This window comes from Corynebacterium sp. NML 120412, assembly GCF_002285155.1.
GTDB lineage: Bacteria > Actinomycetota > Actinomycetes > Mycobacteriales > Mycobacteriaceae > Corynebacterium > Corynebacterium gottingense.
The window spans coordinates 592,701-608,320 of the sequence record NZ_NSGL01000001.1; the positions used below are offsets into that span (position 1 = coordinate 592,701).

Consider the following 15,620-nt stretch of genomic DNA (forward strand, 5'->3'; position numbering starts at 1 on the left):
CCGGGCTCCAAAAGTTCCGCACAAGCGGAAAAACTTGGCCCCCAAAAAATTCCGCACAGACGGAAAACTCGGCCTCAAAAAATTCCGCACAGGCGGAAAAGCTGGGCCCGAAAAATTCCGCACAAGCGGAAAAGCCGGGCCCGAAGAATTCCGCACAGACGGAAAACTCGGGCCCCCAAAAACTCCGCACACGCGGAAAATCTGACCCCAGTCCTCCCGACCTCGTGTACTCCGTGTGATCAAAAATTCCGCACAGGCGGAAAAATCAGAGCCCAGTCAGAACTATCTGCTCGCCCAATCTACGGAACTGTCAAACGAACCGACGGCGCACTAAACCCTTGTCCGTAGAGCGTCACCATCTGCATGGTCACGTTGTTCAGCGAAATCTCATTCATCAACATGTCGGGCACTTCTACATTGGGGACGGGACGCTTCTCGGGTACACCGAGCTGATCGAGGACCGAGTTGAGGTCACCGCTGAGATCGACCGTCACTGGGATGGTCGGAAGATCACGCACAGCGGGCGTCGCAGTCAAGCCTGTAGCCACGACTTTCACCGGCCCATTCGTTACTGTCGTATCAACATTTCCCGTGGTCAGGTTCCCGCCGCCCATGCCGGGAATCTTGAGACCCAGGTTGTGCCCAACCAGCCGATCGCCGCTCAGCACCAGCGCTCGTTGCTGCTGTCCTCCCACGTTGACATAGTCCAGCGTCGCGTGCACATTGCCAGTCAGCGTGACCTTGTCCGCAGTCACAGTACTCGGCGCCGCGGCCGGGGCCAGCCCCGAGGGAATTGTGCTCGTACCTATCGACGCCCCCTCGCCCACCCCCGGAGCCGCCGGGGCCGCAGGGGCCGAACTCTCCGGTGCGGGCTGCGTCGGCGCCGGCAGGCCCGGAACATTGGGGACCGACGGCGCTGGCAATTTCGGAATCTCCGGCAACTGGAGCTCCGGGGCCGGAAGCTTTGGAAGCTCCACCTGCGGGAGCTGCGGCGCTGCGGGGGCCGCCGGTTCCTGTGCAGACACGACCCCAGTGTCGCCGAGCAGCAGTGCGAGGACCGCGCTCGCAGCAGCGACGGCCACGACCGAGTTCAGCGTGGAACCTCCACTCCACTTCGAGCTTCCCCCGCGCTGTTCGGTCTCGGATTCCTCGGGTTCGGACTCATCGAAGGCGTCCTCGGCGAACGGATCGAAGTCCTCCGGCTGCTCCGGTGCGTCGGCAGCCGACGCACGTTTCGTGTGCTTCCCTTTGCGCTTCTTCGCACTCTTCTCGCCCGGCTCCCAGCCCAGCGCAAGGGCGCCGCCGACAATGCCAAACAGCGCGCCCACAACGAAGCCGCCGAGGTTCGAGGTCGGCAGGGAGATCACCGACACGATGATGGCCAGCACGCCCAAGTACACCGCGGTGGCAGGCTGCAACCAGCATCCGAGGCCAAACATGAACATCAGCACGCCGATGAGCAGGGTGGACACGCCGGAGACGGTGGAGATCATCACCAGGATGTCGGAGACCTCAACCGTGATGTATGCCGGTGCCGCGATGACGAATCCGGAAATCATCATGAGCAGGCCCGGAATGAACGGGCGATTCTTCCGCCACTGATTGAAGCGGTGTGCCAGTCCCGGTGTGTCGTGGGTGGCGGTGTCGTGGTCGTCGATAAGCATGTGCTCCTCGTCGCTACTTGAGGCCGCAGGCATTGTCACTCCCCTTCACCACGGTCACACCAACGCCTGACGCGGAGAGGTACTCGGCGCCGATGGACGTAGTGGTGATGTCGTCGGCGCTGAGCGAGACCTTGTTGGAGTGCAGGCCCCAGGTCCCAGGCGCGGCCTGCGCGTTAACCTGCTGGGCGTCGATGCCGACGCTTGCGTCGGTGAGCTGGAGTGCGCCCTTAATGTCGTTGGCACCCACGACGAGGTTGCGGACCTCGACGCTGTTGTCGCCGTTGGCGCGAAGCGCGAGCGTGCCCTCGCCGACCATCGGGAGATCCGGCAGCGTGGCGGAAAGGCACAGGTTGGAAGCGTACGCGTGGCCAAACTTCAGGCGGGCGACCGGAATGGTGTCATCTTCCTTCATCGGCTCACTATCCACAAACAGCGAGAAGTCCTCGCCGTCCAGGTGCGTCATGCTGACCTTGAAAAAGGTGCCCGATAGCGCCAGGTTTGCGGTCAGGCCTCCCTGCGCGACAGCGACGCCAGTGGCCCCGAACGCCAAGAGACCGGTGGTCAGGGCGACCGCGGTCTTCTTCCAGTTGAATTTCCCCATGGGGGCAACCTTTCATCGTTGTGCAACCGTTTTAACCAATGCACCCTCAGGTGCTGCGGGGAGTGCTGAGGTTGGGCCTGAGACTTCCGCCAAAACGACACGCTCTTGTATGAGTTGCCACACATTAACACGGCTGCGGTGGCCCAGACCAAACCGAATCTCATGACGTCCGCCACATACACCCAAAGTTGAAAATACCGGACACCCCCGCGGTCGCACTGCGAACCACTACCCGCACATAAGGTAGGTGCCCACACCAGATCCTCGCCGTCACAGCCCCAGAACGCCCGCAGAACGCCCACGTTTCAGCCGGCGCCTCTCCACAGACAAATCCTTAGGGCATGAAAATTATGTGACCCCCACCCGGCCAACCGCGTTCCTGTGCTACCGTTCACATATCAATCGAGATGTCTACAAGCACATGAAATGAGGCAACTGATGTCCACGCCAGTTTCCGCCAACTCCTCAAAGGGTGGTAAGCGCGAGCTCCGCCGCTCTCCTCTCGGCCCAGATTCGCTCCTGTGGAAGTGGGGTTCTGACCAACGCATTCAGCTCCTGCGCGGGTACACCGGCGTCATGCAGAACATGCACCCGGCCATTGGCCAGTCGCTGCTGGACCACTCCAAGTTCTTCGACGAGCCGTTCGCTCGTCTGGAGCGCTCCACCCCGCAGATCATCATGTCCATCTACGACGACGGCGACCTTGGCAAGCAGATCCGCGACTACCACACCACCATCAAGGGCACTCTGCGCAACGGCGAGCGCTACCACTCGATGAATCCCGAAACCTTCTGGTGGGCGCACGCTACGTTTGTCTACCGCGTCATCTACGCCCAGGAGCTCTTCGGCACCCCCTTCACCCACGAGGAGAAGGACCAGATCGTGCGCGAGGGCGTGACCTGGTGGGACCACTACGGCATGTCTGAGCGCCCGGTCATCGACAACTACGACGACCTCGTGGCGTACATGGACGAGATGGCCGACACCGTCCTCGAGCGCAACGAAACCGTCGACTTCGCTCTGCGCACCGCCCGCGACGAGATGATCGCCCCGCCGGAAGGCGTCTCCCCGAAGGTGTGGAAGATCATTTGGAAGCCGATCATGCGCAGCGTCATCTGGCTCACCTACGGCACCATCCCCGCAAAGGAGCGCGCCATCCTCGAGCTCGACTGGTCCGCAAAGGATCAAAAGCGCTTCGACCGCATTGCCAAACTGGTGAAGAAGGTCTTTGACATCCTCCCGGAGGACAAGCGCTACATGGAGCCGGGCCGGTCCCAGATGATCAAGCACGGCATGATTTCCGGCGAGTACAAGGAGCCGAAGAACATCCGCCCATACCAGGGCAACGGCGACGAGGACCCGGAAGCAGAGCTCAAGGCCGCAGACGGCATCACCGTGTCCGCACACAAGCAGCGCAGCTCGCTTGACGACGATGCCGACGCCGTCGCCGCCCGCCGCGCAGCCGGCTGCCCGTTCTAACCAGGAGTGAGCGCAAACTTCATGCCAATTCATCGTTTGAAGGAACAGCCGCTCCCGGAACATTTCCTGGAAATGCTGCTCAACTTGACCACTAACCGCGCGACGGGCTCGCTCGACGCCAGCGAGCGCCAAGATGTCACGTCCCCCTTCGTCGACCAGCCCATCGGCTGGGTCGGAGCCGGCACCGCCGCGGACGTCGATGAAGCGTTCCGCCGCGCCCGCACCGCCCAACGGGAGTGGGCCGCGCGCGACATCGCAGACCGGGTCGCTGTGCTCGAGCGCTTCCACGACCTGGTGTACCGCGAGCGGGAGCTGCTCGCGGACATCGTCCAGCTTGAAACCGGCAAGGACCGTACCGCCGCGTTCGACGAAGTCCTCGATGTCATGAACAACGCCCGCTACTACGCCAACACGGCAGAGCGGTTGCTCACCACGTCAAGCCGGGCGGGCGCGTTCCCCTTCATCACCAAGACGGCCGAGCAGCGCGTGCCCAAAGGCGTCGTCGGCCAGATCAGCCCGTGGAACTACCCGCTCGCGCTCGGCGTCTCCGACGCGGTGGCCGCCTTGATCGCCGGCAATGGCGTCGTGGCAAAGCCGGACTGGCAGACCCCGTTCTCCAACCTCATCTCGCTCCACCTGCTCATCCAGGCGGGCCTGCCGCGCGACCTCTTCCAGATCGTCACCGGTTCCGGCGAGGAGGTCGGCGGCGCGATCGCCGCGCAGTGCGACTACCTCATGTTCACCGGCTCCACCAAGACCGGCAAGCTGCTGGGCAGGACGGTCGGCGAGCGGCTCGTCGGGTTCTCGGCAGAGCTCGGGGGCAAGAATCCGATGCTGATAGCCCCGGACGCTGACGTCGATAAGCATATTGACACGATCGCCACCGCCTGCTTCTCCAACTCCGGCCAACTCTGCGTGTCCATCGAGCGCATCTACGTGCCCGACGCGCTCTTCGACCGCTTCATCGCCGCATTCCGGCGCGCCGCGGAGTCCATCACCCTGGGCAAGGGACTGAACTGGGATTACGAGATGGGCTCGCTCATCAACCAGGCCCAGCTAGACCGCGTGCAAGCATTCGTGGACGATGCGTTGGCCAAAGGCGCAACCGTAGTGACCGGCGGCAAGGCGCGCCCGGACATCGGTCCCTTCCACTTCGAACCAACCATCCTCACCGGCCTCGGCGAGGGCACCGACCTGGCCACCCAGGAAGTCTTCGGCCCGGTCGTCTACGTCCAGCGCGTGCGCGACATCGACGAGGCCGTCGAGCTGGCCAACGCAACCTGCTACGGCCTGAACGCCTCCGTGTTCGGCGCGCCGAACACGGCGTGGGCCCTCGCCCAACGCATCGAGTCCGGCAGCGTGACCATCAACGACGGTTACGCCTCCACCTGGGCCTCCATCTCCACCCCGCTCGGCGGTATGAAAGAATCCGGCCTAGCCCGCCGCCACGGCCCCGAGGGCCTGACCAAGTACACGGAACCGAAGAACATCTCCCAGCAGCGAATCATGCCGATGCGCGGCCCCGCGCAGCTCCCCCGCCGCTACTACGGCACGCTGCTCACCACAGCGCTCAACCTGGGCAAGAAGCTACGGTTCCTCCCCTAGCGTTCGCATTTGCTTACCGACGCAACAACGCCTCCCCACCAGCGCGCAGCCGGTTCGGGGAGGCGTTTGCCGTCGCGGGTTCGACCTACTCCTCGACGGGGACCAGGGAGATCTTGCCGCGGTTGTCAATGTCGCGGATCTCCACCTCAACCTTGTCGCCGACGTTGATCACGTCTTCAACATTCTCAATGCGGGTGTTGCCACCCAGGTTGGAGATGTGGATCAGGCCGTCGGTGCCCGGCAGGATGGACACGAAAGCGCCGAAGGCAACCGTCTTCACCACGGTGCCCAGGTAGCGCTCGCCCACCTTCGGCATCTGCGGGTTCGCAATCGCGTTGATCTTCTCAATCGCGGCGTCGGCAGCCGAGCCCTCGGTCGCAGACACGTAGATGGTGCCGTCGTCCTCGATGGTGATCTCCGCGCCGGTTTCCTCCGTGATGGAGTTGATCGTCTTGCCCTTCGGCCCAATGACCTCGCCGATCTTCTTCACCGGGACGGTCACCGTCGTGATCTTCGGAGCGAGCGGGTTCATCTCGTCGGGGCCCTCGATGACCTCGGACATGGTGTCCAGGATGGTCTCGCGGGCCTCGTAGGCCTGCTCCAGCGCGCCGGCGAGGACGTCAGACGGGATGCCGTCCAGCTTGGTGTCCAGCTGCAGGGCGGTGATGAACTCGCTGGTGCCGGCGACCTTGAAGTCCATGTCGCCGAACGCGTCTTCTGCACCCAGGATGTCCGTCAGGGTGACGTACTCGGTCTCGCCGTCAACCTCGCCGGACACCAGGCCCATGGCGATGCCTGCCACCGGCGCCGCCAGCGGCACGCCCGCGTTGTACAGCGACAGGGTCGACGCGCACACGGAGCCCATCGACGTCGAGCCGTTGGAGCCCAGCGCCTCGGAGACCTGGCGGATCGTGTACGGGAAGTCATCCTTGGACGGAATGACCGGCAGCAGCGCGCGCTCTGCCAGCGCACCGTGGCCGATCTCGCGGCGCTTCGGGGAGCCGACGCGGCCCGTTTCGCCCGTGGAGTACGGCGGGAAGTTGTAGTGGTGGATGTAGCGCTTCGTATCCTCCGGGTGCAGCGAGTCGATATGCTGCTCCATCTTCAGCATGTCCAGCGTGGTCACGCCGAGGATCTGGGTCTCGCCGCGCTCGAACAGCGCGGAGCCGTGTGCGCGCGGTACCAGCTCGACCTCCACCTCGAGGTCGCGGATGTCGGTGACCCCGCGGCCGTCGATACGGAAGCCCTCGGTGAGGATCTTCTCGCGCACGATCTTCTTCTGCACTGCGTTGTACGCGGCGCGGATCTCCTTGGACATGGCGGTGACCTCGGCGTCATCGTCGTCCACGTCAAACTTGTCCAGGAGCGCCTCCTCGATCTCCTCCATGTACTCGTTGGAGGCGTCCTCGCGCTCGGCCTTGGACTTAATGGTCATGATCTTGGCCAGCTTCTTCGCGGCCTTCTTCTCCACCTGCTCGTAAACCTTGTCGGTGTACGGCGGGAAGAGCGGGAACTCCTTGGTCTCCTTGCCCACTTCCTGAGCCAGGTCGGCCTGCGCCTTCGCCAGCGTCTGAATGTACGGCTTCGCAGCCTCGAGGCCCTCAGCAACCGTGGACTCCTTGGGCGCCGGGTAGCCGTCCTTGACCAGCTGCACGACGTTCACGCCAGCGCCGGCCTCCACCATCATGATGGCAACGTCTTCCTCGGTCTTCTTACCGCGCTTGCGCTCCACCATGCGGCCTGCCACGACCATCTCAAACAACGCGCGCTCGTGCTGCGCAGCGTTGGGGAAGGCGACCCACTGTCCCTCCGGGTGCTTATCATCCGCAATCAGCGCCATGCGCACACCGCCGACGGCACCGGAGACCGGCAGTCCGGACAGCTGCGTTGCCGCGGAGGCGCCGTTGATGGCCACCACGTCGTAGTACTCGTCAGGTGCCATGGACATGACAGTGATCACGCACTGCACTTCGTTGCGAAGCCCCTTGGCAAACGTCGGGCGCAACGGGCGGTCGATCAGGCGGCAAGCCAGAATCGCCTGCGTGGTCGGGCGGCCCTCGCGGCGGAAGAACGAGCCCGGGATACGGCCGGCGGCGTACATGCGCTCCTCCACGTCGACCGTCAGGGGGAAGAAGTCGAAGCCCTCGCGCGGCTGGTTCGACGCGGTGGTGGTGGCCAGCATCATCGTGTCATCGTCCAGGTAGGTGGTCACCGACCCGTCCGCCTGGCGGGCGAGCTGACCGGTCTCAAAACGAATGGTGCGGGAGCCAAAGTCGCCATTGTCCAGTGTGGCAACCGCCTCAGTAATCCCGAACTCCTCGTCCACGTGAATGTCGTACGAGTTCTTGGGCGTAAAGGTGCTCAAAAGATCTCTCTCCTCGAGTCTCGTCGTGGCGGTCATCGGTGCCGCCGGTTCGTATGCGTTCATCTACAACGGCAAACATCATACCAGCTCGACCGTGCAAGGCACGCTTCTCTGCACCTCCCCACCGCGCACAAAACCCGCCATCTCATCCCGGGAACGTGTCGGCGGACAGCGTCCCGATTCGAAAGCGGCGGGTTGGTGCATCTCCGCCCGGTAACACCGGGCGGGCTCTCAGCTGTGCTTAGCGGCGCAGGCCCAGGCGAGCGATGAGGTCGCGGTAGCGCTCAACGTTGTTCTCGCGCAGGTACTTCAGCAGGCTGCGACGACGGCCGACCAGCAGCAGCAGACCACGGCGGGAGTGGTGATCGTGCTTGTGATCCTTCAGGTGCTCGGTCAGGTTGTTGATGCGCTCGGTCAGCAGCGCAACCTGCGCTTCCGGGGAACCGGTGTCGGTCTCGTGGACGCCGTACTCCTTGAGGATTTCGGCCTTCTTCTCAGTGGACAGTGCCATGAGTATGCTCCTTATATTTCAGTCCGCATTCTTCAGTGTTCTCGTGCCCTGCGGGACTGCTGCGAACCACAGTCTGTGCCCCGGAAAGCTCCGGTGACAGGGCCAGCGGATCATACTACCGGAGCGCTACCGCCCTCCCCAAATCGCGCTACCTGGCGGCCGCGTCACTCCCCGGGGTCCGCTGCGCAAGCCCGGTCAGCCGGCGCATGAACTCGGCGAGGAAGCGCTCGACGTCCACGCCCACCGCCACGTGCCCGGTCTTCGCCGCGTCGTTGAGCCGGGCTTCGTCGCCAATCGTGCGCCCCCGCGTCTCGCCCTGCGTGTCCGTCTTCAAGTTGATGTCCAACGTCTCCACCAGGGTCGGGTCCGCCGCCACCGCCACGGCGAGCGGATCGTGGAGTCCACAACCGCCCAGGTACGGCGCGGTGGTCTCATAAGCCTTGATGTAGTAGTCCGTCGCGGTGGCCAGGAAGTCGCCGCCGGTCGTGCCCAGTGCCTTCCACTCCGCGGTCTCCTTGGATGTCAAAAGCGTTTGCAGCGTCACGTCCAGCCCAACCATCGTAACGTCCTTCGCGTTGCGGAACACCAGGTCAGCGGCCTCGGGGTCCTGGTTAATGTTGGCCTCGGACCACTGCGTCACGTTGCCGGGCACGGTGAGCGCGCCACCCATGATCACGATGTGCGCGTTGTCCGCAAACGTCGGGTCCGCCTCCATCGCCGCGGCCACCGTGGTGAGAGGACCCACAGGCACGATCACCAACTCGTCGCCGTGCTGGCGCACAGACTCCACCATGAACTCCACGGCGGACTGCTCCTCCACCGCACGCGAGGCGTCCGGAATCTGGGCCTCGCCGATACCGTTCTTGCCGTGGATGAACTCGGAGATTTCCATGACCTCGAAGGAATCGCGGGCGCGCGCGTGGTCCGGCCCCGCGTAGACCGGGATGTCGGTGCGGCCGAACAGCTCCAGGATGGCCAGCGAGTTCCTCGTTCCGGTGGGGACCAGCACGTTGCCGTAGGTCCCCGTCACGCCGATGAGGTTAAGATCCTCGGAGCCGAGTGCGTACGCAATCGCCAGCGCATCGTCGATGCCGGTGTCCACGTCCAGGATGAGCTTGCGTGCCATGGTTGGGTCCTTTCGCTGGGGAGACTGTCGTGCCCCCGACAATAGCGCGCCCTACTCTGCGGCGAGGATCTCCCGGGTACGGGCGACGTCGCGGGCCATATTCTCCAGCAGCTCGTCCACCGAGTTGAACTTCACCATGTCGCGGACCTTGTCCACAAACTCCACGCGCGCCATCCGTCCGTACAGATCGGCGTCGCGATCCAGAATGTAGGACTCGACGCTGCGGCGGGTATCACCAAAGGTCGGGTTGGTGCCCACCGAAATCGCCGCCGGGTAGCGCACCCCGGGCTCGATGTCGCCGTCGATGGGGGCGTCATCAATGATGGTGACCCAGCCGGCGTAGACACCATCTCCGGGCAGCGCCGACATCTCCTCGACGTACTGATTCGCCGTGGGGTACCCCAGCTCGCGCCCACCCCGGCCCGCGCCGCGCTCGATGATGGAGATCACCGAGAACGGCCGGCCCATGTAGTCCGTCGCCAAGCCGATATTCCCGGCCGTGAGCTCGTCGCGGATGGCGGTCGAGCAGATGCGCACGTCGCCGTCGTTGAGCAACTGCACGATGGTCACCTCGAGGCCGTGGCGCTCGCCCAGCTGCGCCATCGTCTGCGCGGTGCCGGCGGCGTCCTTGCCAAAGGTGAAGTTTTCGCCCACGACCACCTCGAGGGCGCCGAGCCGCCCCTGCAGCACTTCGGTGACGTAGTGCTCAGGACTGTCGCCTGCCAGCTCCTCGCGGAAGTCGATGACCAGGAGGTAGTCCACGCCGAGCTCCGCGATCTGCCGGGCACGCTCCTCAATGGGAAGCAAGGCGACGGGGGCACGATCGGGGGCGAAAATACTCACCGGGTGCGGGTCGAACGTCATCACCACGCACGGCACGCCACGCTCGCGCGCCCTGTCCACGGCGGTGCTGATGAGCAGCTGGTGCCCGCGGTGCACGCCGTCGAACACGCCGATGGTGACCACGCAACCGCCGTCCGCCTTCAGATGTGCTGGGACGCTTCCAAGCCCGTGCAAAATATCCACGCGCAATAGCGTACGGCATACTGGAAAACCATGACCGATCCCCTCGCAACCTCTGGAATCGTCGTGGTAGACAAGCCCGCGGGCATGACAAGCCACGATGTTGTAGCGAAGCTGCGCCGCGCATTTTCCACCCGCAAGGTGGGGCACGCCGGCACGCTCGACCCGATGGCCACCGGCGTGCTTGTCGCCGGGATCGAGCGCGGCACCAAGCTGCTCGCCCACCTCGTCGCGCACGACAAGCGCTACGAGGCCACCATCAGGCTCGGCCAGTCCACCACCACCGATGACGCGGAGGGCGAGCTCACTGCGGAGCATGACGCAGCAGCCATCACCGACGGGCAGATTGCCGCCGAGATCACTGCCCTGACCGGCGACATCATGCAAAAACCCACCGCGGTCTCCGCCATCAAAATCAACGGCAAGCGCGCGCACGAGCTGGTCCGCGAGGGCAAAGACGTGGACATCCCCGCCCGCCCGGTCACCATCTTCGCCTTCGACACCCACGAGGTCAGCAGGCAGGGCTCGCTTATCGACGTCACCGTGACCGTCCACTGCTCCTCCGGCACCTACATCCGCGCTCTCGCCCGCGACCTGGGCGCCGCGCTCGGCGTCGGCGGTCACCTCACGCAACTCCGCCGCACCAGCGTTGGCGCATTTTCGCTTGCCGACGCCACGCCGCTCCCCGTCCTCCAAGACTCCCCCGCTCTTTCGCTCACCCTGGACGAGGCGCTCACTCGCGCCTGGCCGGTGCTCCCGGTCAGCGACGACGAGTACCAGGCACTCGCGCTGGGGAAATGGCTCGAACCGCGCGGACTGCAGGGCGTGCACGCCGCCCAGGGGCCGGACGGGCGCGTCGTGGCCCTGGTCAAGGAGAAGGGCAAGCGCCTGTCCACGGAGTTCGTGGCTCGCCCGGCAACCCTGGGCTAAATCGCCTACTCCACGAAGACGGAGGCGATGATGTAGCCGTCGCCGACCACCCAGCGCCCCTCAAACAGCGGCGCCGGGGTGGGGCGGGCCAGGATGTAGGACGAAAACGTGCCGTCGGTGCGCAACACGATGTCGGCGTCCTCGAATCCGAGCCAGCGGCGCGTCATGGGAAACCAGCACTTGTACGTCGCCTCTTTGGCGCAGAAGAGGAGCTTGCTGGCCCACTCGAAGCCTTCTTCCTCCAGCTCGCGCAGCATCGCCCGCTCGGTGGGCCTGGCGATGCGGGGCACCACCTCGCTCGGCAGCGGGACCGCGGGCTCGACGTCGAGTCCCATGGACCGTACGTGCCGTGTCGGTGCCGCCACCGCCGCGCGAAAGCCGGTTGTATGCGTGAGCGACCCGGTGTAGCCGTGCGGCCACAGCGGCATCCCGCGCTCGCCGCGCAGAATCACGCCCGCGTCGCTGCAGCCCAGCTCCTTGAGCGCCTCGTGGGCGCACCAGCGCGCGTCGCCGAACTCGCCCTTGCGCTTGTCCACGGCGCGGCTGACAAGCTCTTGTTCACTGGGGTGGAGATCCTCGTAGTGGGTCAGGTCTCTGCGCTCATTCGTACGCAGGTACACAAACCGGGCCTCGGGGGGAAACAGTGCCAGGTTCTGCATCTAGGCCCCCAGTTCCATGACCGGGTACGGGAACTGCACCCCTGCAGGGTGGCGCTGCCACTCGCGCGGGTACCCGAGCGAGACCTCGATGTGGTCCACGCCGTCCACCTCCACGACGCCGGGCATGTGCAGGTGCCCGTACACCACTGCGCGGGCGTTGTAGCGCTTTGGCCAAGATCGCGTATGCCTCGTCCCGCACCACAGCGCAATCTCGGACCACTGCATCCGCAGCGTCGGCTCCTGCACCAGCGGCCAGTGGTTCACCATGATGGTGGGCCCGCTGATTCGTGAGAGCCGCTTCGTGGTGTACGCAAGACGATCCCAGCACCACGCGCGCACGTCCACAAACGGGGCGATGGCGTACTGGTCCGTCATCACGATGTTCTTTTCCTTCGCCGCCTCGATGGCCTCCTCGACCGTCATTCCGGGGCCACGGAATGAGTAGTCGTACAGCGTGAACAACGGGGCGACGGTAACGCCACCGAAGACGGGGAACTGGTCCTCTGGGGTGACCACACCCAGCTCTCGCATGGACTGCACCAGTGCGGTGTACTTATCGCGGCCGCGGTAGCGGTCCGCGCTGCGGGCGAACAGCTCGTGGTTGCCCGGCACCCAGATCACCGTGTCGAACCTTCCGGCCATCTCCGCCATCACCTGCACGATCAACTCGTGGCGTTCCGCCACGTCTCCGGCCACAATCAGCCAGTCCGACGGGTCCGCGGGCTGGATCTGGGCGATCTTCGGCCCGTTCCGCTTCACCGCTGCGTGGAGGTCGCTCACTGCCCAGAGGGTGGTGGTCATGCGCTCGCCTTTCGGGTCTTGCGCTCTGCTCCTGTCTGTGCCCATTCGTCGCCCCGGAAACGGATGACCACGCCGACCAGGCGCAGCAGCACCGAGGCGAGGTGTCCAGCCCAGATGCCGACCAAGCCCCACCCGAACGCCACCGACAGCAGCGTGAGCGGGAGGAAGGCGCCGAGTACGGAGGCGATGGTGATGTTGCGAAGGTACGCCGCGTCGCCGGCCCCGAGCAGCACCCCGTCCAGGGCGAAGACGACGCCGCCGGTGACAATCATGGCGATGAGCAACCACCACGGGATGGTGAGGGCGTCGTGGACGGCTGGGTCCTGGGTGAAGATGGACTGCAGGGGGGCGTCGAAAAGCGTGAAGACCAACGCCAAGACCACGCCGAAGCCGACGGAGAACCTGGTGGCCTGCGCGCCGACGGAGCGAGCCTCGGCGACGCGACCCTTGCCCAGCGAAGCCCCGGTGAGCGTTTGCGCGGCGATGGCCATCGAGTCGAGGACGAGCGTGAGGAAGTTCCACAGCTGCAGGAGGATCTGGTGCGCGGCAAGCGTCGCGACGCCAAACCGGCCGGCCACCGCCGCCGCGGCGAGAAACGAGATCTGGAAGGACAGGGAGCGCAGGATCAGGTCGCGCCCCAAGACGAGCTGCTCACGCATCACGCGCCAGCGCGGCCCCCAGCTGCCGGCGTGCTCGCGGAGCAGCATGGTGAGGAAAAGCGCGGCCGTGATCCCCATGCCCAGCAGGTTGGCCATCGCGGAGCCGATCAGGCCGAACTTTCCCACCAAGATGGGCAGCGCGATCGCGCCCGGAATGAGTCCGCACAGTGTGAGAAGGAACGGAAGCCGCGTGTTTTGCACACCGCGCATCCAGCCGTTGCCCGCCATGATGATGAGCGTAAGCGGGATGGCAAACGCGGAGACATGCATCCACCGCGCGGACTCCTGGGCCGTGGCCGCGTCGTTAGTCAGGGCCAGCGCGATCGGCTGCGCGAACAACCAGATGATGGTGGCGAGCGCGAAGCCGACGCCGAGCGCCACCCACGTGGCCTGCACGCCTTCCGCCACGGCGGCCTCGCGCTTCCCCGCGCCGAACAGGCGGGAGCTGCGCGCGGTCGTACCGTAGGACAAGAACGTGAGCTGGGTGGTCACCGTGGACTGGATCGTGGTGCCTGCGGCGAGGGCCGCCAGCTCCGCGGTGCCCAGCCGACCGACCACGGCGGTGTCCAGCAGCAGGTAGAGGGGGTTGGCCGCCAGCACACCCAGTGCCGGCAGGGCCAGGGCGAGAATCTTGCCAGGGGTGACCGTCGCGTCGTTGCGTTGCGCCATCACGGCAGCGTGCACTCTCCTTATCGGTTAGCGTTCGGGAAGTTTTGGGCTGCTGGCTCGTGTTGGGAGGCAGCGCGCTCTTCGCGCGTAGGCAGCGCAGCGATCAGGTCCCGCACAACCATGTCCTGCGATCCGTACGCCGTGTACCCCGCGGCCGGGATGTGCCCGCCGCCCCCAAGGGCCTGGGCCAGCTTGGATACGTCGATCACAGTCGAGCGCAGCGACACCGCCCAGTGCTTCGGGCCGTTCTGCTTGAGCACCATACCCACGTCGGAGCCTTCCAGCACGCGGGCGTAATCAATGATGGTTTCCACCGTGGTCTGGCTCATGCGAGCCAGCGCCTCCGCCGGGATGGTGAACACGCTGACAACGAGTCCCTCCTGGCGGAAGTTCTGCAGGTCCGCCAGCACTCCGCCCATGATCTGCAGGTCGCGGGGGCTCGCTTTATCGATTAAGTCCATGGTGAGTTGCCGGGTGTCCAGGCCGTATTCCATGAGCTCGGCGGCAAGCGTGTGCATTCGCGGTGTCCCCCAGCGGAAGCTGCCCGTGTCGGTGACCAGCCCGGCGTACAGGCAGTACGCGATCTCAGAATCCAGCTCCACGCCAAGGTGCGTGAACAGCTCGCGGATAATGGTCGTGGTGGACTCAGCATCTGCGATGAGGTTGTGGGCACCGAAACCCGGGTTGGTCTCGTGGTGGTCGATCACCACGACCCGGTCGCGCTCGGCGTCGATCTGCTCGCGCAGCAGGCCGGTGCGGTCCACGGACGCGCAGTCCACGGTGACGATGAGGCCGTCTGCGGGCAGGTGCGACCCGTAGGTGATGTCGTCCACACCAGGCACAGTTCGCAGGTTGCCCGGGTGCGGATAGGTCTGCCCGATGTAGACACGGGCGTCCTTGCCCAGCTTGCGCAGCCCCGCCGCCAGGCCGCACGCGGAGCCGACTGCGTCGGCATCCGGCTTGATGTGCGCCACGACGGAGATGCGCTCCGCGCCGCGCAGCACCTCGGCGACCTGCGCCAGCTGCTCCCCGACTGCCGGGGTGTCCGCGAACAGTCCGCCCATTACTGACCGGACTCTGCGTCGCCGCTGGTCTTGTACGGGTTACCGTCTCCGGCCGGAGTCGCGTTGGCGCGCAGACGCGCGGTCTCCGCGTCGCGGGCGCGCGCCCGGTTCAACAGCTCCTCCATGCGCGCGGAGGCCTCCGGCACGGTGTCGAGCTCGAACGCGAGCGTCGGCGTGAAGCGCACAGCGAGCTGGTCGCCGACCTTCTTGCGCAGCTGGCCGCGGGCGCGGTGGAGTGCCTCCGCCGCCGCGTCGAAGTCCGGCTCCTCGTCGATGTCGCGACCACGCACTGTGTAGTACACAGTCGCGTCGTGCAGGTCACCGGTAACGCGAACGTCGGTGATGGTGACCAGCTCCAGACGCCGATCTTTGACCTCTCGCTCAATCGCAGACGCCACGATCGCGTGAATCTGCTTGGCAAGGCGCTGTGCGCGCGGGTTTTCAGCCATGTCATCATCTCCTTC

The 15,620-nt window shown here is 65.3% G+C and carries 14 protein-coding genes; 3 read left to right on the forward strand and 11 right to left on the reverse strand.

The window, feature by feature from the left end:
- Positions 1–299: 299 nt before the first annotated feature.
- Both CKJ84_RS02730 and CKJ84_RS02735 read right to left on the reverse strand, forming a co-directional pair.
- On the reverse strand, positions 300–1,697 hold the full coding sequence (locus tag CKJ84_RS02730; protein ID WP_143340300.1) for a DUF6114 domain-containing protein: 1,398 nt from the start codon (positions 1,695–1,697) through the stop codon (positions 300–302).
- The gene (locus CKJ84_RS02735; protein WP_095277348.1) at positions 1,678–2,265 is read right to left on the reverse strand and encodes a DUF6230 family protein; all 588 of its coding nucleotides are present in this window, start codon (positions 2,263–2,265) and stop codon (positions 1,678–1,680) included. Before CKJ84_RS02735 ends, CKJ84_RS02730 begins: the two co-directional genes overlap by 20 nt.
- A 438-nt stretch (positions 2,266–2,703) precedes the next feature.
- On the opposite strand from CKJ84_RS02735, the gene CKJ84_RS02740 reads away from it, so the two are divergent.
- Positions 2,704–3,744 carry an oxygenase MpaB family protein gene (locus tag CKJ84_RS02740; RefSeq protein WP_233125462.1) on the forward strand — a complete coding sequence of 347 codons (1,041 nt, stop codon included), beginning with the start codon at positions 2,704–2,706 and terminating at the stop codon, positions 3,742–3,744.
- Positions 3,745–3,765: 21 nt separating this feature from the next.
- The gene (locus CKJ84_RS02745; RefSeq protein ID WP_095545862.1) at positions 3,766–5,349 is read left to right on the forward strand and encodes a succinic semialdehyde dehydrogenase; all 1,584 of its coding nucleotides are present in this window, start codon (positions 3,766–3,768) and stop codon (positions 5,347–5,349) included.
- A gap of 85 nt (positions 5,350–5,434) precedes the next feature.
- On the opposite strand, the gene CKJ84_RS02750 is transcribed toward CKJ84_RS02745, so the two are convergent.
- From CKJ84_RS02750 to CKJ84_RS02765, 4 genes are all read right to left on the reverse strand, one after another.
- On the reverse strand, positions 5,435–7,750 hold the full coding sequence (locus CKJ84_RS02750) for a polyribonucleotide nucleotidyltransferase (RefSeq protein ID WP_095536727.1): 2,316 nt from the start codon (positions 7,748–7,750) through the stop codon (positions 5,435–5,437).
- Between the two features lie 205 nt (positions 7,751–7,955).
- Positions 7,956–8,225 carry a 30S ribosomal protein S15 gene (rpsO, locus tag CKJ84_RS02755; RefSeq protein WP_095277357.1) on the reverse strand — a complete coding sequence of 90 codons (270 nt, stop codon included), beginning with the start codon at positions 8,223–8,225 and terminating at the stop codon, positions 7,956–7,958.
- Between the two features lie 148 nt (positions 8,226–8,373).
- The gene (locus CKJ84_RS02760) at positions 8,374–9,351 is read right to left on the reverse strand and encodes a nucleoside hydrolase (protein WP_095545863.1); all 978 of its coding nucleotides are present in this window, start codon (positions 9,349–9,351) and stop codon (positions 8,374–8,376) included.
- Positions 9,352–9,402: 51 nt separating this feature from the next.
- A complete protein-coding gene (locus CKJ84_RS02765) occupies positions 9,403–10,377 on the reverse strand; it encodes a bifunctional riboflavin kinase/FAD synthetase (RefSeq protein WP_095546386.1) in 975 nt (324 codons plus the stop codon).
- Positions 10,378–10,407: 30 nt separating this feature from the next.
- On the opposite strand from CKJ84_RS02765, the gene truB reads away from it, so the two are divergent.
- Positions 10,408–11,304, forward strand: a complete 897-nt coding sequence (gene truB / locus CKJ84_RS02770) for a tRNA pseudouridine(55) synthase TruB (RefSeq protein ID WP_095545864.1) — start codon at positions 10,408–10,410, stop codon at positions 11,302–11,304.
- A 5-nt stretch (positions 11,305–11,309) separates the two neighbouring features.
- On the opposite strand, the gene CKJ84_RS02775 is transcribed toward truB, so the two are convergent.
- The 5 genes from CKJ84_RS02775 to rbfA are packed head-to-tail and all read right to left on the reverse strand — an operon-like array spanning position 11,310 to position 15,605.
- Positions 11,310–11,963, reverse strand: a complete 654-nt coding sequence (locus tag CKJ84_RS02775) for a 4'-phosphopantetheinyl transferase (protein WP_095545865.1) — start codon at positions 11,961–11,963, stop codon at positions 11,310–11,312.
- Complete coding sequence (locus CKJ84_RS02780; protein WP_095277369.1) at positions 11,964–12,764, reverse strand: metallophosphoesterase; 801 nt, start codon at positions 12,762–12,764, stop codon at positions 11,964–11,966.
- Complete coding sequence (locus CKJ84_RS02785; protein ID WP_095545866.1) at positions 12,761–14,092, reverse strand: MATE family efflux transporter; 1,332 nt, start codon at positions 14,090–14,092, stop codon at positions 12,761–12,763. Before CKJ84_RS02785 ends, CKJ84_RS02780 begins: the two co-directional genes overlap by 4 nt.
- Positions 14,093–14,112: 20 nt before the next feature.
- The gene (locus CKJ84_RS02790) at positions 14,113–15,156 is read right to left on the reverse strand and encodes a bifunctional oligoribonuclease/PAP phosphatase NrnA (RefSeq protein ID WP_095545867.1); all 1,044 of its coding nucleotides are present in this window, start codon (positions 15,154–15,156) and stop codon (positions 14,113–14,115) included.
- Positions 15,156–15,605: a 30S ribosome-binding factor RbfA gene (gene rbfA / locus CKJ84_RS02795; RefSeq protein ID WP_095545868.1), complete on the reverse strand. Its 450-nt coding sequence runs from the start codon at positions 15,603–15,605 to the stop codon at positions 15,156–15,158. Before rbfA ends, CKJ84_RS02790 begins: the two co-directional genes overlap by 1 nt.
- Positions 15,606–15,620: the final 15 nt, after the last annotated feature.

What these genes read in the sequence shown, in the direction of transcription:
- CKJ84_RS02730 (WP_143340300.1), bottom strand. Translation starts at nt 1,697, where the DNA reads ATGCCTGCGGCCTCAAGTAGCGACGAGGAGCACATGCTTATCGACGAC.
- CKJ84_RS02735 (WP_095277348.1), bottom strand. Translation starts at nt 2,265, where the DNA reads ATGGGGAAATTCAACTGGAAGAAGACCGCGGTCGCCCTGACCACCGGT.
- CKJ84_RS02740 (WP_233125462.1), top strand. Translation starts at nt 2,704, where the DNA reads ATGTCCACGCCAGTTTCCGCCAACTCCTCAAAGGGTGGTAAGCGCGAG.
- CKJ84_RS02745 (WP_095545862.1), top strand. Translation starts at nt 3,766, where the DNA reads ATGCCAATTCATCGTTTGAAGGAACAGCCGCTCCCGGAACATTTCCTG.
- CKJ84_RS02750 (WP_095536727.1), bottom strand. Translation starts at nt 7,750, where the DNA reads ATGACCGCCACGACGAGACTCGAGGAGAGAGATCTTTTGAGCACCTTT.
- rpsO (WP_095277357.1), bottom strand. Translation starts at nt 8,225, where the DNA reads ATGGCACTGTCCACTGAGAAGAAGGCCGAAATCCTCAAGGAGTACGGC.
- CKJ84_RS02760 (WP_095545863.1), bottom strand. Translation starts at nt 9,351, where the DNA reads ATGGCACGCAAGCTCATCCTGGACGTGGACACCGGCATCGACGATGCG.
- truB (WP_095545864.1), top strand. Translation starts at nt 10,408, where the DNA reads ATGACCGATCCCCTCGCAACCTCTGGAATCGTCGTGGTAGACAAGCCC.
- CKJ84_RS02775 (WP_095545865.1), bottom strand. Translation starts at nt 11,963, where the DNA reads ATGCAGAACCTGGCACTGTTTCCCCCCGAGGCCCGGTTTGTGTACCTG.
- CKJ84_RS02780 (WP_095277369.1), bottom strand. Translation starts at nt 12,764, where the DNA reads ATGACCACCACCCTCTGGGCAGTGAGCGACCTCCACGCAGCGGTGAAG.
- CKJ84_RS02785 (WP_095545866.1), bottom strand. Translation starts at nt 14,092, where the DNA reads ATGGCGCAACGCAACGACGCGACGGTCACCCCTGGCAAGATTCTCGCC.
- CKJ84_RS02790 (WP_095545867.1), bottom strand. Translation starts at nt 15,156, where the DNA reads ATGGGCGGACTGTTCGCGGACACCCCGGCAGTCGGGGAGCAGCTGGCG.
- rbfA (WP_095545868.1), bottom strand. Translation starts at nt 15,605, where the DNA reads ATGGCTGAAAACCCGCGCGCACAGCGCCTTGCCAAGCAGATTCACGCG.